Source organism: Rhizobium sp. CB2179 (assembly GCF_057653455.1).
Genome location: NZ_CM172781.1, coordinates 1,704,093 through 1,726,656, shown reverse-complemented (window position 1 = coordinate 1,726,656; position 22,564 = coordinate 1,704,093). Strand labels below are relative to the sequence as shown.

24 protein-coding genes are annotated in these 22,564 nt (G+C 59.9%); 11 read left to right on the top strand and 13 right to left on the bottom strand.

Features of this window, described 5'->3' with window-relative positions:
• Positions 1-2: 2 nt before the first annotated feature.
• From frr to AC244Q_RS08700, 5 genes are all read right to left on the bottom strand, one after another.
• Positions 3-563: a ribosome recycling factor gene (frr, locus tag AC244Q_RS08720; protein ID WP_011651816.1), complete on the bottom strand. Its 561-nt coding sequence runs from the start codon at positions 561-563 to the stop codon at positions 3-5.
• Between the two features lie 164 nt (positions 564-727).
• Positions 728-1,450 (bottom strand): UMP kinase, encoded by a 723-nt coding sequence (pyrH, locus tag AC244Q_RS08715; RefSeq protein WP_003539289.1) that lies wholly within the window; start codon positions 1,448-1,450, stop codon positions 728-730.
• A gap of 96 nt (positions 1,451-1,546) precedes the next feature.
• Positions 1,547-2,473: a translation elongation factor Ts gene (gene tsf / locus AC244Q_RS08710; protein WP_012757313.1), complete on the bottom strand. Its 927-nt coding sequence runs from the start codon at positions 2,471-2,473 to the stop codon at positions 1,547-1,549.
• Positions 2,474-2,714: 241 nt separating this feature from the next.
• On the bottom strand, positions 2,715-3,482 hold the full coding sequence (rpsB, locus tag AC244Q_RS08705) for a 30S ribosomal protein S2 (protein ID WP_003539287.1): 768 nt from the start codon (positions 3,480-3,482) through the stop codon (positions 2,715-2,717).
• 324 nt (positions 3,483-3,806) lie between these two features.
• Positions 3,807-4,643 carry a cell envelope integrity EipB family protein gene (locus tag AC244Q_RS08700; protein WP_012757312.1) on the bottom strand — a complete coding sequence of 279 codons (837 nt, stop codon included), beginning with the start codon at positions 4,641-4,643 and terminating at the stop codon, positions 3,807-3,809.
• Positions 4,644-4,779: 136 nt separating this feature from the next.
• Here AC244Q_RS08700 and AC244Q_RS08695 point away from each other — a divergent pair, with 136 nt between their 5' ends.
• From AC244Q_RS08695 to AC244Q_RS08675, 5 genes are all read left to right on the top strand, one after another.
• On the top strand, positions 4,780-5,250 hold the full coding sequence (locus tag AC244Q_RS08695) for a RidA family protein (RefSeq protein WP_113546018.1): 471 nt from the start codon (positions 4,780-4,782) through the stop codon (positions 5,248-5,250).
• Positions 5,247-5,966 (top strand): glycerophosphodiester phosphodiesterase, encoded by a 720-nt coding sequence (locus AC244Q_RS08690; protein ID WP_017993980.1) that lies wholly within the window; start codon positions 5,247-5,249, stop codon positions 5,964-5,966. Before AC244Q_RS08695 ends, AC244Q_RS08690 begins: the two co-directional genes overlap by 4 nt.
• Before the next feature lie 179 nt (positions 5,967-6,145).
• Complete coding sequence (locus tag AC244Q_RS08685) at positions 6,146-7,336, top strand: GNAT family N-acetyltransferase (protein WP_017993979.1); 1,191 nt, start codon at positions 6,146-6,148, stop codon at positions 7,334-7,336.
• Between the two features lie 54 nt (positions 7,337-7,390).
• Positions 7,391-7,822: an HIT family protein gene (locus tag AC244Q_RS08680; RefSeq protein WP_113546019.1), complete on the top strand. Its 432-nt coding sequence runs from the start codon at positions 7,391-7,393 to the stop codon at positions 7,820-7,822.
• A gap of 57 nt (positions 7,823-7,879) precedes the next feature.
• The gene (locus AC244Q_RS08675) at positions 7,880-8,170 is read left to right on the top strand and encodes a Dabb family protein (protein WP_113546020.1); all 291 of its coding nucleotides are present in this window, start codon (positions 7,880-7,882) and stop codon (positions 8,168-8,170) included.
• A 72-nt stretch (positions 8,171-8,242) separates the two neighbouring features.
• On the opposite strand, the gene clpA is transcribed toward AC244Q_RS08675, so the two are convergent.
• The 6 genes from clpA to AC244Q_RS08645 all read right to left on the bottom strand — a co-directional run bounded on the left by clpA (position 8,243) and on the right by AC244Q_RS08645 (position 14,110).
• The gene (clpA, locus tag AC244Q_RS08670) at positions 8,243-10,735 is read right to left on the bottom strand and encodes an ATP-dependent Clp protease ATP-binding subunit ClpA (protein ID WP_017993976.1); all 2,493 of its coding nucleotides are present in this window, start codon (positions 10,733-10,735) and stop codon (positions 8,243-8,245) included.
• Between the two features lie 10 nt (positions 10,736-10,745).
• Entirely contained in the window at positions 10,746-11,096 is a 351-nt protein-coding gene (gene clpS, locus AC244Q_RS08665) for an ATP-dependent Clp protease adapter ClpS (protein ID WP_017988219.1), read from the bottom strand.
• A 276-nt stretch (positions 11,097-11,372) separates the two neighbouring features.
• Complete coding sequence (locus tag AC244Q_RS08660; RefSeq protein ID WP_012757305.1) at positions 11,373-11,744, bottom strand: phasin family protein; 372 nt, start codon at positions 11,742-11,744, stop codon at positions 11,373-11,375.
• Positions 11,745-12,018: 274 nt separating this feature from the next.
• Positions 12,019-12,222, bottom strand: a complete 204-nt coding sequence (locus tag AC244Q_RS08655; protein ID WP_003539277.1) for a DUF3126 family protein — start codon at positions 12,220-12,222, stop codon at positions 12,019-12,021.
• 140 nt (positions 12,223-12,362) lie between these two features.
• A complete protein-coding gene (gene cysE / locus AC244Q_RS08650) occupies positions 12,363-13,196 on the bottom strand; it encodes a serine O-acetyltransferase (protein ID WP_003539276.1) in 834 nt (277 codons plus the stop codon).
• Between the two features lie 128 nt (positions 13,197-13,324).
• Positions 13,325-14,110 (bottom strand): alpha/beta fold hydrolase, encoded by a 786-nt coding sequence (locus AC244Q_RS08645; RefSeq protein WP_113546028.1) that lies wholly within the window; start codon positions 14,108-14,110, stop codon positions 13,325-13,327.
• A gap of 145 nt (positions 14,111-14,255) precedes the next feature.
• Here AC244Q_RS08645 and AC244Q_RS08640 point away from each other — a divergent pair, with 145 nt between their 5' ends.
• A complete protein-coding gene (locus AC244Q_RS08640) occupies positions 14,256-14,501 on the top strand; it encodes a zinc-finger domain-containing protein (RefSeq protein WP_003539274.1) in 246 nt (81 codons plus the stop codon).
• Positions 14,502-14,528: 27 nt separating this feature from the next.
• Positions 14,529-15,683, top strand: a complete 1,155-nt coding sequence (locus AC244Q_RS08635) for an FAD-dependent monooxygenase (protein ID WP_113546021.1) — start codon at positions 14,529-14,531, stop codon at positions 15,681-15,683.
• A 31-nt stretch (positions 15,684-15,714) separates the two neighbouring features.
• Here AC244Q_RS08635 and AC244Q_RS08630 read toward each other — a convergent pair whose 3' ends face one another.
• On the bottom strand, positions 15,715-16,905 hold the full coding sequence (locus AC244Q_RS08630) for a cystathionine beta-lyase (protein WP_026157341.1): 1,191 nt from the start codon (positions 16,903-16,905) through the stop codon (positions 15,715-15,717).
• Positions 16,906-17,266: 361 nt separating this feature from the next.
• On the opposite strand from AC244Q_RS08630, the gene AC244Q_RS08625 reads away from it, so the two are divergent.
• The 4 genes from AC244Q_RS08625 to AC244Q_RS08610 all read left to right on the top strand — a co-directional run bounded on the left by AC244Q_RS08625 (position 17,267) and on the right by AC244Q_RS08610 (position 21,563).
• The gene (locus tag AC244Q_RS08625; RefSeq protein ID WP_003559026.1) at positions 17,267-18,292 is read left to right on the top strand and encodes an amino acid ABC transporter substrate-binding protein; all 1,026 of its coding nucleotides are present in this window, start codon (positions 17,267-17,269) and stop codon (positions 18,290-18,292) included.
• A gap of 103 nt (positions 18,293-18,395) precedes the next feature.
• Positions 18,396-19,598, top strand: coding sequence for an amino acid ABC transporter permease (locus tag AC244Q_RS08620; protein WP_017993972.1), 1,203 nt, complete (start codon positions 18,396-18,398; stop codon positions 19,596-19,598).
• A gap of 1 nt (position 19,599) precedes the next feature.
• On the top strand, positions 19,600-20,754 hold the full coding sequence (locus tag AC244Q_RS08615) for an amino acid ABC transporter permease (RefSeq protein ID WP_017993971.1): 1,155 nt from the start codon (positions 19,600-19,602) through the stop codon (positions 20,752-20,754).
• 35 nt (positions 20,755-20,789) lie between these two features.
• Positions 20,790-21,563: an amino acid ABC transporter ATP-binding protein gene (locus AC244Q_RS08610; RefSeq protein WP_012757299.1), complete on the top strand. Its 774-nt coding sequence runs from the start codon at positions 20,790-20,792 to the stop codon at positions 21,561-21,563.
• Positions 21,564-21,621: 58 nt separating this feature from the next.
• Here the strand turns inward: AC244Q_RS08610 and AC244Q_RS08605 are convergent, their stop codons facing one another.
• Positions 21,622-22,272 (bottom strand): hypothetical protein, encoded by a 651-nt coding sequence (locus AC244Q_RS08605; RefSeq protein ID WP_026157340.1) that lies wholly within the window; start codon positions 22,270-22,272, stop codon positions 21,622-21,624.
• Positions 22,273-22,564: the final 292 nt, after the last annotated feature.

The window sequence follows — 22,564 nt, the reverse complement described above, 5'->3', positions numbered from 1 at the left end:
CACTAGACCTGCATGATTTCCTTTTCCTTCTCGCCAAGCAAGCGGTCGATTTCGGAAATCGTCTCGTCCGTCATCTTCTGTACACGTTCCGACTGCGCCCGGCTCTCGTCCTGGCCGATTACGCCGTCCTTTTCGGCTTTCTTAAGGCCGTCCATGCCGTCGCGGCGGACATGGCGAATCGCCACTTTGCTCTTTTCGGCATAGTCGTGCGCCACCTTGACGAGCGACTTGCGGCGCTCCTCGTTCAGCTCCGGCAGCGGAATGCGCAGGTTCTGGCCGTCGATGATCGGGTTGAGGCCGAGATTGGATTCTCGGATGCCGCGCTCGACGGCGCTGACCATCGACTTGTCCCAGACGGAAACCGACAGCATGCGCGGCTCAGGCACGGTGATGTTGGCGACCTGGTTCAGCGGCATGCGCGAACCATAGGCCTCGACCGTGACCGGGTCGAGAATGTTGGCCGAAGCACGGCCGGTGCGCAGCGATGCGATGTCGCCCTTGAATACGGAAATCGCGCCGTCCATGCGGCGCTTCAGTTCCTTGATGTCGATACCTTCACTCATGTCGATGCTCCCGTCCAGAGCATGATGCCGAAAAGTGTCAGCGGTTTTCGGGCGACATCATGCTCTTACTATTTAATGTAGAACATGATTCAGCTTTCAGGCCAAACGGGCCTAAAATCATCATGTTCTAGCGAGGGCTGCGCCGAAACCGCGGCGCAGCTTTATCAGTTGTCGGAGACGATGGTCTTGAGGCCACCGCCCGTCAAGATTTCAGCAAAACCACCCTTCTCGTGGATCGAGAAGACGATGATCGGAATGGAATTTTCTCTGGCCAGCGCCACGGCGGCAACGTCCATCACCGCCAGCCCCCTGTCCAGCACTTCCTGGTGCGTCAGCCGGTCGAGGCGGGTCGCATCAGGATATTTCTTCGGGTCGGCGGTGTAGATGCCGTCGACCTGCGTGCCCTTGAAGATCGCTTCCGCACCCATTTCGGCGGCGCGAAGTGCTGCGGCGGAATCGGTGGTGAAGAAGGGGTTGCCGGTGCCGCCGGCAAAAATCACCACGCGTCCCATCGACAGATGATAAAGGGTCGCGCGCTGCGAAAAGCTCTCGCAGATCTCGGGCATGGAGATGGCCGAAAGCACCACCGTATCGATATTCAGCTTGCGCAGCGAGGTCGCCAGCGCCAGCGCATTGATGATGGTGCCGAGCATGCCCATATGGTCGCCGGTGACCCGGTCGCCGCCCTTGGACGCTACCGCGACACCGCGGAAGATATTGCCGCCACCGACGACGACGCCGACTTCCACGCCCATATGCCGTGCCTCGGCGATGTCTGATGCGATGCGGTCCGCCACCGTCACATCGATCCCGAAACCCTGGCCACCCATGAGCGCTTCGCCGGAGGCCTTGAGTAGAACGCGTTTATAGACAGGCTCTAAAGACATCTTGGCTCCTCGTAAATTGCCGTGAATGCCCGATACACGAAGGGCACCGCGTTGTCACGCGATGCCCTTCGTGTTTTCCCAATTATGGCTGGAAGATCAACCCTTGACGGCAGCCGCGACTTCGGCCGCGAAGTCGGTCTCTTCCTTCTCGACGCCTTCGCCGAGCAGAAGACGGGCCATGCCTGCGACTTCGATCGGCGCGCCGACGGCCTTTTCAGCTTCCTTGATGGCGGCAGCGACCGTCAGATCCGGATTGATGACGAAAGCCTGCGAGAGAAGGGCGACTTCCTCGAAGAACTTTCGCATGCGGCCGTCGACCATCTTCTCGATGATATTGTCCGGCTTGCCGGAAGCGCGCGACTGCTCGATGAAGACGTTGCGCTCGCGCTCGGCGACAGCGGCATCGACTTCTTCCGGGCGGATTGCCAGCGGCGCGGTGGCGGCGATGTGCATGGCGACCTGACGGCCGATGGCGTTCAGGGCATCCTTGTCACCGGTCGACTTCAGCGCGACGAGAACGCCGAGCTTGCCGAGGCCGTCGGAAACAGCATTGTGGATATAGGTGGCGACGACGCCGTCTTCGACCGAGAGAGCGACCGAACGGCGCAGGTTCATGTTCTCGCCGATCGTTGCGATCGCATCCTTGATCGTGTCGGACACGGACTTGCCGGATGCCGGGTAGGTCGCAGCGGCAACGGCATCGACGGTTCCGTCGGTCGAGGCGGCGACCTTGGCGATGCCGCGGACGAGTTCCTGGAAGGCATCGTTACGGGCGACGAAGTCGGTCTCGGAATTGACTTCGACGACGACGGCCTTGGTGCCCTGGCTCGCAACGCCGATGAGGCCTTCGGCAGCGGTGCGGCCGGACTTCTTGTCGGCCTTGGCGATGCCCTTGGCGCGCAGCCAGTCGATCGCCGCTTCCATGTCGCCACCGGTTTCAGCAAGAGCCTTCTTGCAGTCCATCATGCCTGCGCCGGTCTTTTCGCGCAGTTCCTTCACCATTGCAGCCGTAATCTCGCTCATTAGCTTCCTCTTATCGGTTCATACGGTGGGCCGCAAAGCGCGGCTCGGCACCGGATTGAGGCACGAAATGTACCTGTATGTATGACAGCGTGATGAAGACGCGTCATAACGAAACTTATCGGACGGAGAGCCTGACGCCCTCCCCTTGAAACAGGCAAGGCCGCCGAACTTCGATGAGTCGCGAGCGGCCTTTCCCAGTCTCTGTAAGCATTGGCGGACCTTTTCGATCCGCCCGCTTTCATCAGCCTTCGGCTGCTTCCTCGAGAGCCGGCTCGACCGGAACTTCGGAGGATGCGCCGAGATCGCGGCCGGAAGAGCCCTGCTGACGCGCGATGCCGTCGATGGCGGCGCGGGAGATAAGCTCGCAGTAAAGAGCGATGGCGCGCGATGCGTCGTCGTTACCCGGGATCGGATAGTCGATCAGGTCCGGATCGCAGTTCGAATCGATGATGGCGACAACCGGGATGCCGAGGCGCTTGGCTTCGTCGATCGCGATCTTTTCCTTGTTGGTGTCGATGATGAACATCAGGTCGGGCGTGCCGCCCATATCGCGGATACCGCCAAGAGCCTTGTCCAGCTTCTCACGTTCGCGCTCGAGGTTCAGGCGTTCCTTCTTGGTGAAGCCCTGGGCTTCGCCGTTCAGGATCTCGTCGAGCTTGCGCAGACGCTGGATCGAGTTGGAGATGGTCTTCCAGTTCGTCATCATGCCGCCGAGCCAGCGCGAGTTGACGTAGTACTGGGCCGAGCGCTTGGCGCTGTCGGCAATGATCTCAGACGCCTGGCGCTTGGTGCCGACGAAGAGAACACGGCCGCCGCGGGCAACGGTGTCGCTGACGACCTGAAGGGCGCGCGACAGCATCGGAACGGTCTGGGCCAGATCGATGATGTGAATGTTGTTGCGATCGCCGAAGATGTACGGCTTCATCTTCGGGTTCCAGCGATGCGTCTGGTGGCCGAAGTGGACGCCTGCTTCAAGAAGCTGACGCATAGAAAAATCAGGCAATGCCATGCCTTGTTACTCCTTTTCCGGTTGAACCTCCGCAAGGCGAACAGCATCCTCTTCGAGAATGCCACCGGGCGGAACAGTCCGGATTTCTCCCGGACGATCCCATGCCTTACGTGTGGAATGCGGGTGCCCATACATTCGATTTGGCGCAAAAGCAAGGCTTATGCCGAAAAAACCTGGCTCACGCACCGGCCACGGCGCGTGGATCTCAATAAAAGAGACAAAGGCGACTGCCTGCCCTTGGAATGCCGCACTCAGCCTGCCAGCGTCGGCAGCAACATCGACAGGATGAATATCAGTCTCAGGGGCTGCGGAAGGCAACGAGGCCTACTTGCAAACCTCGGCCTTGCGGTCGAGCAACTCCAGCTTGGCGAGCTTGCCGGTCAGGACGAAATCGCCGTAATCCATCGTCAGGTCGCGGGTGATGCCGTTCTCATAGAGCTTGAAGGACATGCGGTAGACCGGCAAAGCATCCGATTTCGCACTCTCGTTGAAATAGGCGATCGTCACCGGCCAGAAGGCCGTCTTGGAGAAGGCGCCGGCATTGCCGGCATCGGCTTCCTCGGCGATCGGTGTCTCCTGCTTGCCGACGATCGTAGTCGTCGCCAGCGATTTGTCACCGTCATCGGAACCGTCGAAGACGCGCGCCTCGAAGAAGCGCTTGCCGTCCTTGGCGTGCTGGATCACATCGAGCATATGTTCCGTGGGAAAGCGGCTTTCTAAAAGCTGCAGCTCGCGGCTCGCCGGCTGCTTGAGATCTACCTTGACACCATCAGGCTGGTCCTGAGCCGCACCGTTGACCTCTTTATCGAGCTGCTCGTCGGTGAAGGATTTGGTGTCGAAGGTGAACTTGCCGTCCTTCAGGTTCTCGAAGGTCTTCGTCTGCTGGTCGCTGACACGCACGCTGTCGCCGGTGTCGATCTGCGTCACGAAGCGGAAGTTGGTGGTGAAGCCCTGGCAATAGCTGCCGTCGAATTCATAGACCATGCGACCGTACATGGCGGCGATGCCGGAGCGGTCCGAAGCGTCCTTCAGTTCCAGATCGTAGACCGCGCGATGGGCGACGAGGCCGGTCGCGATCGCAGCGCTAACCGCGGGCGCAGCCGCCCATGCATTGGCGGAAACGCTGGCGAAAAGCAGAGCGACAAGACTCGATCGGAACATTCATTAACTCCTGTTGGACTCGGTCGCGATGTTATAAGAACGCTTTCGGCCAAATCGAGGCTCGAAACTGTCATATTAAAGATTCTAGTCTTGATGCATAATTTTTGAAGAATTGACAACAAAAGCGGAGACGAAAATGTCCGATGAAATTGCAGCGCGCCTGATTGAGATGGGGATAACCCTGCCCGAAGCTGCAGCACCTGCTGCAAATTACGTTCCCTATGTCATCAGCGGCAATCTTCTCTACATCTCCGGTCAGCTGCCGCTCGAAGGCGGCAAGGTCACTGTCTCGGGCCATCTCGGCAAGACCGTCGACGTAGCAACGGGCCAGCGCGGCGCCGAACTCTGCGCCATCAACATCCTTGCCCAGGCGAAGGCGGCACTTGGCGGCGAACTCGGCCGTATCCGGCGCGTCATCAAGCTGAACGGCTTCGTCGCCTCGGCGCCCGACTTCGTCGAGCAGCATCTCGTCATCAACGGCGCTTCGAACCTGATTGCCAGCGTGCTTGGCGAAGCCGGCAAACATGCGCGTGCCGCCGTTGGCATGGCGGCCCTGCCGCTGAATGCCGCCGTCGAGATAGACGCTATCATGGAAATCGCAGAATGACCAATGTTGGCTGGATCAGGGACCTGCCGGTTGCCCATCGCGGCTATCACGACCTCAACACGCAGGTCTGGGAAAACACGCTTTCGGCTTTCTCGCGCGCCGTCGAAGCGGGCTTTGCGATCGAATGCGACCTGCATTACGCCTCCGACGGCGTGCCGGTCATATTTCACGACGAGGATCTGCAGCGCCTGTGCAACCTCCACGGCGACATCCGCGAGCGCACCTCTCGGGAACTCGGACTGATCGCCGTTGGCGGCACCAGCGACAAGGTGCCGACGTTGCGCCAACTCCTCGACCTCGTCGAGGGCAAGGTGCCGCTGGTGCTGGAGCTCAAGGGGCGCGAGGCCGACGACGAAGGTTTCGCCGAAGCTGTTCTCGAGGTGCTCGAAGGCTATGAGGGCAAGGTGGCGCTGATGAGTTTTGACCACTGGCTGCTGCGCGATCTGAGGGCGCTTGGCTCACCCTACCCGCTCGGGCTGACGGCCGACGGCAACACGCCGGAGGCGTTCAAGACACATGCGAAGGCGATGGAGATCGGTCTCGATTTCATCTCTTATCACTATGGCGACCTGCCGAACCCCTTTATCACCAGCGAACGCGAAAAGGGCATTCCTGTCATCACCTGGACGGTGCGTGACGAAGAGGCGCGCCGGCTTACATTTGCAAACGCAGACCAGATGACCTTCGAAGGCTTCGATCCGCGTGTGGCTGCTTGACGCTCGCTTTTTGGCCAAGATCATGCGCAGACTACTGCATAATTCCTTAAGTCGGATCGATTTCAGGATAAAATTATGCAGGAGCTCAAAGTGTTACAGCGTCCTTTGCGCGTCTGAAAGACTCGCAGCGCTGTAAGGCAGAGCCGAGACTACCCTCCCACAGGTTTCGCATTTGTCCCATGACTGATGAATTATCCATTCGCGTAGAACGCTCCTTCACCGCGATTTCCCCGGAGAGCTGGTCCAAGCTTTCCGGGGCGTCGAAAACCTGTGATACGATTGCCTACAACCCTTTCGTTTCGCACGCCTTTTTATCGTCGCTGGAGGAATCCGGCTCGGCCGACGCCGAGACCGGATGGCTCGGCCACCATCTGCTGCTTGAGACCGGGCGCGGCGAGTTAATCGGCGCCCTGCCCGGCTATCTCAAGAACCACAGCCAGGGCGAATATGTCTTCGACCATGGCTGGGCCGACGCCTTCGAGCGGGCCGGCGGGCGTTATTACCCCAAACTTCAGTGCTCGATCCCGTTCACCCCGGCGACAGGCCCGCGTCTTCTTGTCGCCGAGGGGCTGCAGCGGCTGCCGATCCAGGGCGCGATCGCCGAAGGCCTGAAGGAGGTGGTGCGCCGGCTCGGCATCTCTTCGGCCCATATCACCTTCGTGCCGGACGAAGAGATCGGCGTCTTCGAGATGGACGGCTATCTGCACCGCACCGACCAGCAGTTCCATTTCATCAACGACGGCTATGCCAATCACGAGGAGTTTCTCGAAACGCTCGCCTCGCGCAAACGCAAGGCGTTGCGCAAGGAGCGCCGCGCCGCACTCGAAAACGGTATCAGCATCGACTGGCTGACCGGCCGCGACCTGACGGAACGTATCTGGGACCAGTTCTTCAAGTTTTACACGGATACCGGCGGGCGCAAGTGGGGCCGGCCCTACCTCACCCGTAAGTTCTATTCGTTGATCGGCGAACGCATGGCCGACGACATCCTGCTCGTCATGGCCAAGCGCGACGGGCGCTATGTCGCCGGCGCGATCAACTTCATCGGTGGCGACACGCTCTACGGCCGTCACTGGGGCTGCATCGAGGATCATCCCTTCCTGCATTTCGAGGTCTGCTATCACCAGGCGATCGACTTCGCCCTTTCGAAAGGGTTGAAACGGGTCGAGGCTGGCGCGCAGGGCGAACACAAGCTTGCCCGCGGTTACCTGCCGGTGACGACGCATTCCGCCCATTATGTCGCGCATGCCGGCCTTCGCCGGGCGATCGGCGACTATCTCGCGCGAGAGCGCGCCGATGTCGAACAGATGAGCGAACTGCTGACCGAACACAGTCCTTTCCGCAAGGGCGAGCGCCTGCAGGAGGATTGACGCCGCCGCACCGGCCGCGTTACCCGATCAACCATGAATTGAGGAGATTTCGTGATGACCAGCCCGGCCGCCTATGACGACAACAACATATTCGCCAAGATCCTCCGCGGCGAAATCCCCTCGCACCGTGTTTACGAGGACGAGCATACCGTCGCCTTCATGGATGTGATGCCGCAGGCGCCGGGCCATGTGCTCGTCCTTCCCAAGGCGCCGTCCCGCAATCTCCTCGATGCCGATCCAGCCACCCTCACCCACGCAATTACTGTCGTCCAGAAGATCGCCAATGCGGTGAACGACGTCTTCGAAGCCGATGGCGTGTTCATCGCCCAGTTCAACGAACCGGCGGCCGGGCAAACGGTGTTCCATCTGCATTTCCACGTCATCCCGCGGCATGAGGGCGCGGCGCTGAAGCCGCATTCCGGCAAGATGGAGGACGGTGCCGTGCTCGCCGCCAATGCCGAAAAGATCAGGGCAGCGCTGGCGTAAGGTCAACACCCGTCGATTTCAAAGAATTCAATCCAGACAATCATTTGGAACAAGATCATGATCCGCCATACTGTCGCGTTCCGCCTGAAGCACGAAGCCGGCTCGGCTGAAGAAGCCTCGTTTCTCGCCGACGCGCTGGTGCTTGCCAAGATTCCGAGCGTGCGGAATTTCGAGCAGCTTCGGCAGACGAGTCCAAAGAATGCTTTTGCCTTCGGCTTTTCGATGGAATTCGACGATCAGGCTGGCTACGACACGTACAACCTCCATCCCCTGCATGTCGCCTTCGTGCGCGACCGCTGGGTGCCCGAGGTCGCCGATTTTCTCGAGATCGACTACACCAGGCTCTGAAAAGGGCGCATGCAGATCCGAAAACGAAAAAGGCCGCAGTGACGCGGCCTTTTCCAATTCGGTGACGGTATCTTACTTCTTGCGTGGAACCTTCGGAACCGCGCTTCCCTTCTTCGGGGCGTCGCGAACCTCGGGCTCGGCCTGCGGCACTGCTTTGGCGCGGGTCTTGCGGGCCGCCTTGGTCTTCAGCTCGCCGTCATCCCCATCATCGCCTTCGGGATGCACGACCTCGGCTTCGGGCTTCGGCTTGATCGGCGCCGTTTCCGAAATGGCTTCGAGCACGATGCCGGGCTTGCCGTCTTCCTTCGGGCCGACAGTGACGTTGACGACGCCGCCCTTCTTCAGCTTGCCGAAGAGGATTTCGTTGGCGAGCGGCTTCTTGATCGTATCCTGAATGACGCGAGCAAGCGGGCGGGCGCCCATCTTCTCGTCGTAACCCTTTTCCGCCAGCCAGGCGATTGCATCCTCGTGCAGGTCGAAGGTGACGTTCCTTTCGGAAAGCTGGGCCTCCAGCTGCATGATGAACTTCTGCACGACCTTGTGGATGACGGCCGTCGGCAACGCCGCGAAAGGAATGATCGCGTCGAGACGGTTGCGGAATTCCGGCGTGAACAGGCGGGTGAGCGCCTCCTCGTCCTCGCCGGTGCGCTTGGACGAGCCGAAGCCGATCGCCGCCTTGGCCATTTCGGATGCACCCGCATTGGTCGTCATGATCAGGATGACGTTGCGGAAGTCGATCTTCTTGCCGTTGTGGTCGGTCAGCGTGCCGTGGTCCATGACCTGCAGCAGGATATTGTAGATGTCGGGATGCGCCTTCTCGATTTCGTCGAGCAGAACCACGCAATGCGGGTGCTGATCGACGCCATCGGTGAGAAGGCCGCCCTGGTCGAAGCCGACATAGCCGGGAGGCGCGCCGAGCAGACGCGAAACCGTGTGCCGCTCCATATATTCCGACATGTCGAAGCGCAGAAGTTCGACGCCGAGCGACGATGCCAGCTGCTTTGCCACCTCGGTCTTGCCGACGCCGGTCGGACCGGAGAAGACATAGGCGCCGATCGGCTTGTTCGGCTCACGAAGACCGGCGCGCGCCAGCTTGATCGAGGTCGAAAGCGCTTCGATGGCGATATCCTGGCCGTAGACGACCGAGCGCAGTTCCTTCTCGAGATTGGCAAGCACGGCTTCATCGTCCTTGGAGACGGTCTTCGGCGGAATGCGCGCCATCGTCGCGACCGTTGCCTCGATCTCCTTTTCGGTGATCAGCTTGCGGCGCTTGGACGGCGGCAGCAGCATCTGCGCCGCACCGGTTTCGTCGATCACGTCGATCGCCTTGTCGGGCAGTTTGCGGTCGGAGATGTAGCGGGCCGACAATTCGACGGCCGACTTGATGGCGTCGTTCGAATAACGCAGGTGGTGATACTCTTCGAAATAGGGCTTCAAGCCCTTCATGATCTCGATCGCATCTTCGATCGACGGCTCGCTGACGTCGATCTTCTGGAAACGACGGACCAGCGCCCGGTCTTTCTCGAAGAACTGGCGGTATTCCTTATAGGTGGTCGAACCGATGCAGCGAATCGCGCCCGATGACAGGGCCGGCTTCAGCAGGTTCGATGCATCCATCGCGCCGCCCGAAGTGGCGCCGGCGCCGATCACCGTGTGGATCTCGTCGATGAAGAGCACGGCGCCCGGATATTCTTCCAGTTCCTTAACGACCTGCTTCAGGCGCTCTTCGAAGTCGCCACGGTAGCGCGTGCCGGCCAAGAGCGTGCCCATGTCGAGCGAGAAGATCGTCGCATCGGCGAGTGCTTCCGGAACCTTGCCTTCGACGATGCGCTTAGCAAGGCCTTCGGCGATCGCCGTCTTGCCGACGCCGGGATCACCGACATAGAGCGGATTGTTCTTCGAACGGCGGCACAGGATCTGGATTGTGCGGCTGACCTCGGCGTGACGGCCGATCAGCGGATCGATCTTGCCGCCCTTGGCCTTCTCGTTGAGATTGACGCAATAGGCCTTGAGCGCATCCTGCTGCTTCTTCGGGCCGCCTTCTTCCTCGCCGCCGCGCGCCGTCGGCTTGCTGCTTTCGGCTTCGTCCTCAGCACCGCGCGGGGGACGCACATCCGAAGCGCCCGGCCGCTTGCCGATGCCGTGAGAGATGTAGTTGACGGCATCGTAGCGGGTCATCTCCTGCTCCTGCAGGAAATAAGCGGCGTGGCTTTCGCGCTCGGCGAAGATCGCGACGAGCACGTTGGCGCCGGTCACCTCTTCGCGGCCGGACGATTGCACGTGGATGACGGCACGCTGGATGACGCGCTGGAAGCCGGAGGTCGGCTTCGAATCCTCGTCATAACCGGTGATCAGGTTGGAAAGTTCGTTGTCGACATATTCGACGAGCGTCTTGCGCAGCGCGTCGAGATCGACATTGCAGGCACCCATGACCGCGGCCGCATCGGCATCGTCGATCAGGGCGAGCAGCAGATGCTCGAGCGTCGCATATTCGTGGTGCCGCTCGTTGGCAAAGGTCAGTGCCTGATGGAGCGCCTTCTCTAAACTAGGCGAAAATGTTGGCACGTTCAGATCCTCACTTCTTTTCCATGACGCATTGCAGCGGATGCTGGTGCTGCCGGGCGAAGTCCATCACCTGGCTGACCTTCGTTTCCGCTACCTCGTATGTGAATATTCCGCATTCGCCGACGCCGTGGTTATGGACATGGAGCATGATGCGGGTGGCACTTTCACGATCCTTCTGAAAAAAACGCTCCAGAATATGAATGACGAATTCCATGGGAGTGTAGTCGTCATTCAAAAGCAGCACACGATAAAGATTGGGCTTCTTGGTCTTCGGCTTGGTGCGCGTGATGACCGAGGTTCGATTTGCGTTGTCCCCGTTCCTTTCGCTGTCGTTCTGCATCCGGATCGGCTTTGCGATCATTGTCATTCATTCCTCAAGCAATCCAGCGGAGCATGGGAGGGTGCTTTTCCCGCCGAATATCTGAAACACTAACTTAGTTCATAATAGGCTGATTTTAAGCCCCCTGTCAGACACTGCAATCAAGAAATGGCCGGCATGCACGGGAAAGACCAAAAAAGTCCCCGGTCGATCCCATGCGGGCGCTGCAGCGAAAGTGGAAACAAAAAGACCGGCTACAGATGCGTAGCCGGTCTTCATTTTTCAATATGTAGCGCAGGTTGCGCCTTTGAAATCAGTTCAAGCAGCAGCAGGCGTCGCCGCCGACACCGACTTGGCGGTCTTGACGACCGCAGCGGCGATCGGTGCCTCATAGGGCTTGTAGGCTGATTTGGCGAGATCGGCATACATCTCACTGAGCTTCGTCGTCTCGGAGACAAAGCCTTCAAAATACGCCTTGACGTAGCTCGTCTGCAGCTCGAAGGCAGCCTCGAAGCTCTTGACGCCGGCCAGCGTCTCGAAATGCGTCACCGCGTCCTGAAAAGATTTCTTCGAATATTCAGTGGCTTCGGTGGCGATTGCCTGAAAGCCCTTGGACGTGTCGGTATAGGTCTTCAGGGCCGTGTCGACGGCTTCCTTGCTCTTCTTGTTGGCGTCTTCAAAGTTGAACATGAGCCATCCTCCGTTGGGCTGTTGGTGGCCGCAGGGTAGCTGCAATGCACAAATAGTCAAGTAGTCTTGTGCGTTGCAAAACATCCAACGGTTGCATTACAAAAAGATAACAAAGGCAGCGCGCCGGGGCACGTACGTCTTTAATTGATTTTGCTAAAATATATCAGAATGCCGCAACCGGAAGTTTTGAATAAATTCTCGTTGCGAATCGAAAAAACGAAAAAAGGACCGAACGGATCGCGCCGTTCGGTCCTTTTGAAGCTTTCGAACGCGATCAGAGATCGACGTCGAGGATCGCCATCGAAAAGTTGTAGGAGCGGTCGCCGTCCTCGTCATCGATATAGACGACACCCAGAAATTCTTCGCCGAGATAGACTTCCGCAGAATCATCCTTGCGCGGACGCGCCTTGACGATCATCTGCGGGTTGAACATGCGCTTGAAATAGGCGTCGAGCTTCTTGATTTCTTCTGGCTTCACTCTGTCATCTCCGTAAGCGGTCTTGGTTGGCCGCTTCTTGCACAGGAAATGCAGCGGTGTAAAGGCAAGGTTGCCGTTTGCTCATGGCTCTCCCCGCTCGGATCCCGCCGACTTTTCCTATCCTTGTTTCCAACGGGCGCTCAGATGTCGGCGCCGATCACCTGGTCCATGTTGCGCGACGGCTCGGAACAACCGGCCTCGCCGACGACCTTGGCCGGCACACCCGCGACTGTCTTTTTGGGCGGCACCGCCTTCAATACGACGGAGCCGGCGGCGACGCGTGAGCAATAGCCGATCTCGATATTGCCGAGGATCTTGGCACCGGCGCCGATCATGACGCCGGAGCCGATCTTTGGATGGCGGTCGGCGCCCTCCTTGCCGGTGCCGCCGAGTGTGACGCCGTGCAGGATCGAGACGTTGTCGCCGATGACGGCCGTCTCGCCGACGACGAGGCCGGTGGCATGATCCAGGAAGATGCCCTTGCCGATACGGGCGGCCGGGTTGATGTCGGTCTGGAAGACGCTGGAGGAGCGGCTCTGCAGATAGAGCGCAAAATCACGCCGGCCGCGGTTCAGCAGCCAATGGGCGAGACGATGCGTCTGCAGCGCATGGAAGCCCTTGAAATAAAGCACCGCCTCCATGAAGCGCAGGCAGGCGGGATCGCGGTCATAGATCGCCTGGATATCGACGCGCAGGATGGAGCTCCAGTCCGGCCAGTCGAGGAGCATTTCTTCGAAGGTCTGGCGAAGCAGGTTCGCCTGCATGTCGGGGTGATCGAGACGTTCGCAGATGCGGTGGATGACGCATTCCTCGAGCGAATGGTAGTTGATCACGGTCGAATAGAGGAAGGCGGCGAGAACCGGGTCCCGTTCGGCGGCGAGCCGGGCTTCCTCGCGCAGGCTGTCCCAGATGGGATCCATCACCTTCAGCGGATGGCCTGTGTCAAAAGCACGAATGTCAGTCTTTGCGACCATCGCCGCTCTCCTCGCTGCCAGCCGGAATGCCGTTTTCGGAATGCCAATATATAGAGGAAAACGGCAATAACATAAATGGGTGCCGTCGCCATGGTTTTTTAGCATGGTTTTTCGGCATCACGATGTTGTCAGCAATGGGCGACCCTTGCATAGAAGGCCAGCACCGCCTGCTTGAAAACCCTGTCGCCGACGGCGAGCATATGATCGCGGCCCGGAATATCGAGCGCTTCGGCATTTTGCATCAGCGCCGCCAATTCCTGCGGCGAGCCGGCGATATCATCCTTGGTGCCGACGCCGATCAGCGTCGGCATGTCGAGCTTGGCCATATCGGAGCGGGCGACGAGATCGCGCGAGCCGCGGATGCAATCGGCAAGAGCGACCCGGTCGCTCTTGGTCTGCTCGGCGAAGGCGCGGAACATGCGGCCTCGGGCATGCGTCACCGCGTCCAGCGAGGGCGCCAGCAGCGCATCGGCAATCGGGTCCCAGTCGCCGACGCCGTCGGTCATGCCGATGCCGAGGCCGCCGAGCACCAGCGAACGGACGCGATGCGGATTGGCAAGCGCGGCAAAGACGGAAATGCGCGCGCCCATCGAATAGCCCATGACATGGGCTTCGGGGATGCCGAGATGGTCGAGCAGCGCGATCGCATCGCCGGCCATGACCCATGGGCGATAGGCTTCGGCATCGTGCGGCTTGTCGCTTGCCCCGTGGCCGCGATTGTCCATAGCGATCACCCGGTAGCCGGCATCGCCAAGCGTCTTCAACCAGCCCGGATGCACCCAGTTGACGTTTGCGGTCGAGGCAAAGCCGTGGATCAACAACACCGGCACACCGGCCGGATCGCCCTCATCGAAGAAGGCGAGCTGCAATCCGTCATGGGTGAAGCTTGAAAATGTGGGTGTATTCAGGTTCATCTGGCCTTCCTTTTTGGCGCGACCATAATCGAGCGGCCTTTCATCGTGAAGCCAAAAACTGTGCCTGGCGTAGTGCTTTGGCTCTACACATTTGCGGCGAAGGCTTATAAGGTTCGCGCACATTTCAAAGCATTCGGAGAGCGACATGGCCGGCCACAACATTCCTCACTTCCAGAACGACGGCGGTCACCGCGTTATCGAAGTCGGCGTCAAGGAATTCATGTGCACCGGCGCTTCGGCTCCCTTCGATCATCCGCATATCTTCATCGACATGGGCGACGACAACGAGAAGGTCTGTTCCTACTGCTCGACACTCTATCGCTTCAATTCCGCGCTCAAGCCCAGCCAGACCAATCCGGCCGGTTGCGTTTTCCACGTGAAGGCGGCGTAGTCAGTCCAGATTCGGATCGGACCGACAATGCCGGTCGAACATGCCGCCATCATCGGCGCCGGGATATCAGGGCTGACAGCTGCCCTTGCGCTTTCGCGCCGGGGCATCAGTTCGGAGATCTTCGAGCAGGCGGGCGAACTCACCGACATCGGCGCCGGGTTGCAGGTTTCGCCGAACGCCTCCCGCATCCTTGCCGAACTCGGCATCCTTGAAGGACTGTCAAAGGTCTGGCTCGAGCCGGACGCGATCCGGCTGATATCGGGCGGGTCGCTCCGCCAGCTCGCGGCCGTGCCGGCAGGCAAATTCGCGCGGGAACGCTGGGGCGCTCCCTATGGCGTTCTGCACCGCACTACGCTGCAGAAAGCCCTTTTGGCAGCGGTTACGGCCGATCCGCGCTGCCGGCTTCACCTTGGCGTGCGGATCGATGCGACCCTACCGCCTTTCGAGCGGGCGGCCGATGTCGTGATCGGCGCCGACGGCGTCTGGTCGAAGCTCCGGCAATCCATTTCGGGCAGCCCCTCGCCGCGCTTTTCCGGCAATATCGCCTACCGCTTCACCATTGCCGAAAATGAGGCGCCCGGTTTCCTCGATAGGGCAAGCGTTTCGGCTTTTCTCGGCGGCTCGGCGCACCTCGTCTGCTATCCGCTCAGAGAAAGCGGCAGCTTCAACATGGTGGCGATCACCGCCGGCAATACCGCGCCGCAGGCCTGGCAAAGCGAGCCGACGGCCGAACAGCGCGCCGAGCTGCGGGCACGCCTTTCCGGCTGGAATGCCGCAATCGTCTCGCTGCTCGACAGACAGAATAAGCTAACGTTCTGGCCGCTGTTCGAAACCACATCAGGCACGTGGCAGGACGGCCGAAAGACGGTGCTGATCGGCGACGCCGCCCACGCGATGATGCCTTTTGCCGGACAGGGAGCGGCGATGGCGATCGAAGACGCCTACGAACTGGCGGCGTTTCTTTCGAATAGCCCCATGGCGGAAGCGCTGGCACGCTTCGAAAGGCATCGGGCGCCACGCATTGCGAGACTTCGCCAGCGCGGCGCCTTCAACCGGTTCGCCTATCATGCGAAAGGGCCGATCCGGATCGGCCGCGATCTCGTGCTCGGCCTCAAGCCGCCGCTAAGCCTGGCGGCCGATCTCGACTGGATCTACGGCTATCGGGCTGCAGATCTGCCTTGAGGTTTCACAAGCGACGACAAAGCTTGTCTGATCAGACCGCGCTTGCCGCCGCAAAACCCCGTTCGATATCGGCCTTCAGATCGACCACGTCCTCGATGCCGATCTGCAGGCGGATGACCGGACCATCCGTGGGCGCCTTGGCGACCTTGCGATCGTTGAGATAGGCATGCAGAGCGAGGCTTTCAAAGCCACCCCAGGAATAGCCGAGACCGAAAATCCTGAGGGCGTCGAGGAAGGCATGCGCCTTTGCTCTTGATTTCTCGGGGCCGTCGGCGGCCAGCACGAAGGAAAAGATGCCGCTGGCGCCTTTGAAATCGCGCTTCCAGAGATGATGAGAGGGAAAACTCGGCAGAGCCGGATGCAGCACGCGGGCGACATCCTCCCTGCCCTGCAGCCATTCCGCAATATCAAGCGCGCTTTCATAATGCCGCTCGAGGCGCAGGCCCATGGTGCGCAATCCGCGCAGAATCTGATAGGCATCATCGGGTGCGCCGCAGATGCCGAGCACGCCGTTTGCCTCCTTCAGCCGCTCCCAGTGCTCGGCATTGGCCGAAACCGTTCCGAGCAGGATGTCGGAATGGCCGGACGGATATTTCGTCGATGCATGGATCGAGATGTCGACGCCGTGATCGAGCGGCCTGAAATAGAGCGGCGTCGCCCAGGTATTATCCATCATGACGACGGCGCCGTGGCGGTGCGCGACCGCCGAGATCGCCGGAATATCCTGCATCTCGAAGGTGTTGGAGCCGGGAGCCTCGGTGTGAACGAGCTTCGTGTTCGGCCGGAACAGCGTCTCGATGCCGGCGCCGATCGCCGGATCGTAATATTCCACCTCGACGCCGAGGCGCTTCAGCATCGTGTCGCAGAAATGGCGCGTCGGGCCATAGACCGAGTCGACCACCAGCGCATGATCGCCGACCGCGACGAAACCTAGGAACGGAATGGTGACGGCCGCAAGGCCCGAGGGCACGAGGATCGTTCCGGCCGAGCCTTCGAGTGCGTCGATCGCCTCGCAGAGCGCATCCGTCGTCGGGGTGCCGCGCGTTCCGTAGGTGTATTTCTGCGTGCGCGTCTCCATCGCCCGGGCGTTCGGAAACAACACCGTCGAGGCATGCACGACCGGCGGATTGATGAAGCCGTGATAGTCGAAAGGATCGTTGCCAATATGGGTCAGGCGGGTGTTGATGCCGGCATTCTGTAGCAAGCTGTCTTTGTCTTTCATGTCGGGAATAGCCTTTGCGAGGGGTCGCGAAACCTGACTTTTGGACGCCCGGCCGTTTCGGGTCAACCCCTTGAAGATCGGTTGCAGGCGACGGTCCGAAATGATGGAAATTTCGTTTTTCGCGTTATTTTTCCGCAACTGGACGCCTATTTCCTAGCCAACCGCCCATGAATGCAGCGCTATCTGCCAAAATGTTGCATTTCGCCGCAATTATTAGGCGCGACACTTGACCATAGTGACATTTGCGACTGTGATAGGGTCACTCGCGCCGGGAGGGTGTCGAGACAAATGGGGAGGCGGCACGGATTGTCGGCACGCACTCTCCACAAGAAAAGATAAGACAACGGAAAAGGTTGGGAAAATGAAAAATAAGCTCCTGTCCGCCGCCATCGGCGCAGCAGTTTTGGCAGTTGGCGCCTCGGCTGCCTCCGCCACCACTCTCTCAGACGTCAAGGCAAAGGGTTTCGTTCAGTGCGGCGTCAATACCGGCCTTACCGGCTTTGCCGCACCTGACGCTTCCGGCAATTGGGCCGGCTTCGACGTCGACTTCTGCAAGGCCGTCGCTTCGGCCGTGTTCGGCGACCCCACCAAGGTCAAGTACACGCCGACAAATGCGAAGGAACGCTTCACCGCTCTGCAGTCCGGCGAAATCGACGTCCTCTCGCGCAATACGACCTGGACGATCAATCGCGACACCGCACTCGGCTTCAACTTCCGTCCTGTCACCTATTATGACGGCCAGGGGTTCATGGTTCGCAAGGGCCTGAATGTGAAGTCGGCTCTCGAACTCTCCGGCGCCGCAATCTGCGTACAGTCGGGCACGACCACGGAGCTGAACCTCGCCGATTACTTCAAGACGAACAATCTGCAGTACAATCCGGTCGTCTTCGAAAATCTTCCTGAGGTCAACGCGGCCTACGACGCCGGTCGTTGCGACGTTTACACGACCGACCAATCCGGTCTCTATTCGTTGCGTCTGACGCTGAAAAATCCCGACGAACACGTCATCCTTCCCGAGATCATCTCCAAGGAGCCGCTTGGCCCGGCCGTCCGTCAGGGTGATGATCAGTGGTTCGATATCGTTTCCTGGACAGCTTATGCGCTGATCAATGCCGAAGAGTTCGGCATCACCCAGGCAAATGTCGACGAGATGAAAAACTCGCCGAACCCGGATATCAAGCGCTTCCTCGGCAGCGAGACCGACACCAAGATTGGTACTGATCTCGGCCTGACCAATGATTGGGCCGCCAACGTCATCAAGGGCGTCGGCAATTATGGCGAAATCTTCGAGCGCAACATCGGCCAGGGTAGCCCGCTCAAGATCGCACGCGGCTTGAATGCTCTCTGGAACAAGGGCGGCATCCAGTACGCACCGCCGGTTCGTTAATCGAGCTTTGACATGAAATCCCGGGAAGGCGGCCAAGCCGCCCTCCCATCTTCCAAAAAGCAAAAAGAAAGCCCGAAAACGGGCACAAGGGGATTGGCGCGGCATGACGCATGAGGCTGTGGATACGACACCTTTGCATGGCACCGGCTGGAGTTTCCGGTCGGCAATGTACGACCCGAAATACCGGAGCATATTTTTCCAGGTTCTAACAATTGTTATTCTCGTGGGCTTTGTGTGGTGGGTGGCCCACAACACGGCCGTGAACCTTGCCCGCAGCAATACGGCATCGGGTTTCGGCTTTCTTCGCGGTCGCGCCGGTTTCGAAATCGGCCAGTCGCTGATCGGCTTTTCAAGTGACTCGACTTATGCGCGCGCACTTGTCGTCGGCATTCTGAATACCTTGCTGGTGGCGGTGACCGGTATTTTCACGGCGACCATCATCGGCTTCCTGATCGGGATCGGCCGGCTGTCGCGCAATTGGCTGATTGCCAAGCTCTGCACGGTCTATGTCGAGGTTTTCCGCAACATTCCGCCGCTGCTCGTCATCTTTTTCTGGTATCTCGGCGTTCTCTCCGTCTTGCCGCAGCCGCGCGAGTCGGTGGGGCTGCCGTTCAGCATGTACCTCAACAATAGAGGACTAGCCTTCCCGAAGCCAATCTTCGAGACAGGCATGATAGCGGTCGGCATCGCCCTGCTGATTGCGATTGTCGCGACCATCATCATCGCGCGCTGGGCCCACAAACGCCAAGCCGCAACCGGCCAGCCGTTCCACACCGTATGGACTGCGATCGCGCTGATCGTCGGCTTGCCATTGCTGGTCTTCGTTGTCTCTGGCTTTCCGCTCACCTTCGACGTTCCGGTTGCCGGAAAATTCAACCTCACGGGCGGCTCCGTCGTCGGCCCCGAATTCATGTCGCTGTTTCTCGCTCTGTCCTTCTATACCGCCTCGTTCATCGCCGAGATCGTTCGTGGCGGCATTCGCGGCGTTGCAAAGGGACAATCCGAGGCCGCCGGCGCGCTGGGGCTGCATCCGTCGAGCGTGACGAGACTTGTCGTGGTGCCGCAGGCGCTGCGCATCATTATCCCGCCGCTGACGAGCCAGTACCTGAACCTGACCAAGAACTCCTCGCTCGCCATCGCGATCGGTTTCTCGGATCTCGTTGCCGTCGGTGGCACGATCCTCAATCAGAGCGGTCAAGCGATCGAGATCGTCTGCATCTGGGGTATCGTCTATCTCAGCTTGAGTATTCTCACGTCGCTGTTCATGAATTGGTTCAATGCCAAGATGGCACTGGTGGAGAGATAAGATGTCGGTCGCCGATAAACCCTTCGTCAGAACGTCCATCCTAGCCGCCGAACCGCCGCCCCCCGGCGAGAGGGGAGCCGTCGCCTGGATACGTCGCAATCTCCTGGCAACTCCGAAGGACGTGATCCTCACGATCCTGGCTCTTGCGCTGATCACATGGGCCGTGCCGCATCTCGTCAACTGGCTGTTCATCCAGGCCGTATGGTCCGGGCCGGACCGCACATTCTGCGCGACGACGATCCAGGGCGGCATCCAGCCGGACGGCTGGAGTGGCGCATGCTGGGCTTTCATCAGCGCCAAGTACGATCAGTTCATCTTCGGCCGCTATCCGCTCGGTGAGCGTTGGAGGCCGGCGATCGTCGGGATCCTGTTCATTCTGCTGCTGGTTCCGATGTTGATCCCGTCGGCGCCGCGCAAGGGCCTGAACGCCATTCTTCTCTTCGCCGTCCTGCCGGTCATCGCCTTCTGGCTTCTTCACGGCGGCTTTGGCCTCGAAGTGGTGGAGACTCCGCTCTGGGGCGGGTTGATGGTGACGCTCGTGCTGTCCTTTGTCGGTATTGCCGTCTCCCTACCCGTCGGCATTCTGCTTGCGCTGGGACGCCGCTCGAAGATGCCGGTCATCCGGATGCTCTGCGTTACCTTCATCGAGGTCATTCGAGGCGTTCCGCTGATCACCGTTCTGTTCATGGCAAGTGTCATGCTGCCGCTCTTCCTTCCCACAGGCTGGAACGTGGACAAACTGCTGCGGGCGCTGATCGGTGTGTCGATCTTCACGTCGGCCTATATGGCTGAAGTGATCCGCGGCGGCCTTCAGGCGATCCCGAAGGGACAGTTCGAAGGCGCCGATTCGCTCGGCCTCGGCTATTGGCAGAAGACCCGGCTGATCATCATGCCGCAGGCCATCAAGCTGGTCATCCCGAGCATCGTGAACACCTTCATCGGAACGTTCAAGGACACGTCGCTGGTCACCATTATCGGCATGTTCGATCTGCTTGGCATCGTCAAGCTGAACTTCTCCGATGCCAACTGGGCAAGCGCCGTCACGCCGATCACGGGCCTGATCTTCGCGGGCTTCATCTTCTGGCTGTTCTGCTTCGGCATGTCGCGCTATTCAGGTTTCATGGAACGCCATCTCGATACCGGCCACAAACGATAAGAACGCTACAACGATAAGAATGAGGGAAAATAGTCATGGCTGAAGCTCCAGCGAAAAAGCTTACCGTTTCCGCAACGGAAGTGGCGGTCGAGATCGTCAACATGAACAAGTGGTACGGCGATTTCCACGTGCTGCGCGACATCAACCTGAAGGTCATGCGCGGCGAGCGCATCGTCATTGCCGGCCCGTCGGGTTCGGGCAAGTCAACGATGATCCGCTGCATCAACCGCCTTGAAGAGCATCAGAAAGGCAAGATCGTCGTCGACGGCACCGAACTCACCAACGATCTGAAAAAGATCGACGAGGTGCGGCGCGAAGTCGGCATGGTGTTCCAGCACTTCAACCTCTTCCCGCATCTGACGATCCTCGAAAACTGCACACTGGCGCCGATCTGGGTGCGCAAGATGCCGAAGAAGCAGGCCGAGGAAGTGGCCATGCATTTTCTGAAGCGGGTCAAGATTCCGGAGCAGGCCAATAAATATCCGGGACAGCTTTCCGGCGGCCAGCAGCAGCGCGTGGCGATCGCCCGGTCGCTGTGCATGAACCCGAAGATCATGTTGTTCGACGAGCCGACCTCGGCACTCGATCCCGAAATGATCAAGGAAGTGCTCGACACCATGGTGGGTCTTGCCGAGGAAGGCATGACCATGCTCTGCGTCACGCATGAAATGGGCTTTGCCCGCCAGGTCGCCAACCGCGTTATCTTCATGGACCAGGGCCAGATCGTCGAGCAGAATTCGCCGGCCGAGTTCTTCGACAATCCGCAGCACGAACGCACAAAGCTGTTCCTCAGCCAGATCCTGCATTAAATCGAAGCGTCCTTTGAAAAGACCCGCCGCACCTTCCGGTTCGGCGGGTCTTTTGCGTTCAGCGGGAAGCTGTTGCCTGCAGCAGACTGCAGAGACCGGCAAGACCGGAATCGGAGCCGCCTGAACCGGAGATATCAGCGCAACGGACGAGCATCTTGCGCTGCTCATTGACGGGCCTCGCCCGGAAGGCCTCCAGGGTGCGGATCTGCGACGCGCTGAGGCTGCGCTCAGCCGCGGGTCTGCCGTTGCTGCCTGCCCCATCTACCCTGCCGATGGCGAGATCGGCATCGACGCCATTACCGCTGCCGACCGAGGCCGTGGCGTTGGCATCGAGCCCATCAGAACCGCCGGCGCGTGCATTGAGATCGGCATTGACGCCGCGCCCACCACCGATCCTGGCGTTGGCGTCTGCGTCGAGACCATTGCTGCCGCCGGCGCTGGCATTGACAGCGGCATCGATGCCTCGGCCACTACCGGCATTGGCGGTCGCATCGGCATTGACGCCATTCGAGCCGCCAGCGGAAACATTGGCATCGGCGCTGATGCCGCTCCCGCCGCCAATCGAAGCCCCGACATCGGCGCTGACGGCATTGCCTGCATTTACCGACACACCGACATCGAGCGCACGCGCATCGCCTGCCGGCATGGCAAGGAGGGCGCAGGCGGATGCGAGCACTGCAAAGGAGAGTCTATTGTGGTTATGGGTCATGTTTTCCTCCGTTTCCATTCCGCCGAGCGATCTGCCCGGCAGTCGAAAATCGAGGAACGCGCGTACCTTCGATCGATCGGACGCCTGCAACTACAGGACGTCCATGGCAAGGCAACGTGGAGAGATGACGAAGGTTTCACGAGACGGCGCGGCAAGTCGGTTCGGGGGCGTGCGATGATGTTTTACGGTTATTGGAATACGAATTATCTGACAGACTGTGCCAAAAGCAAACATATCTCGCAGCGCCTGGAGAGCCGACGGAGTATTTCCACCCCCATTGGACCAGGAAACT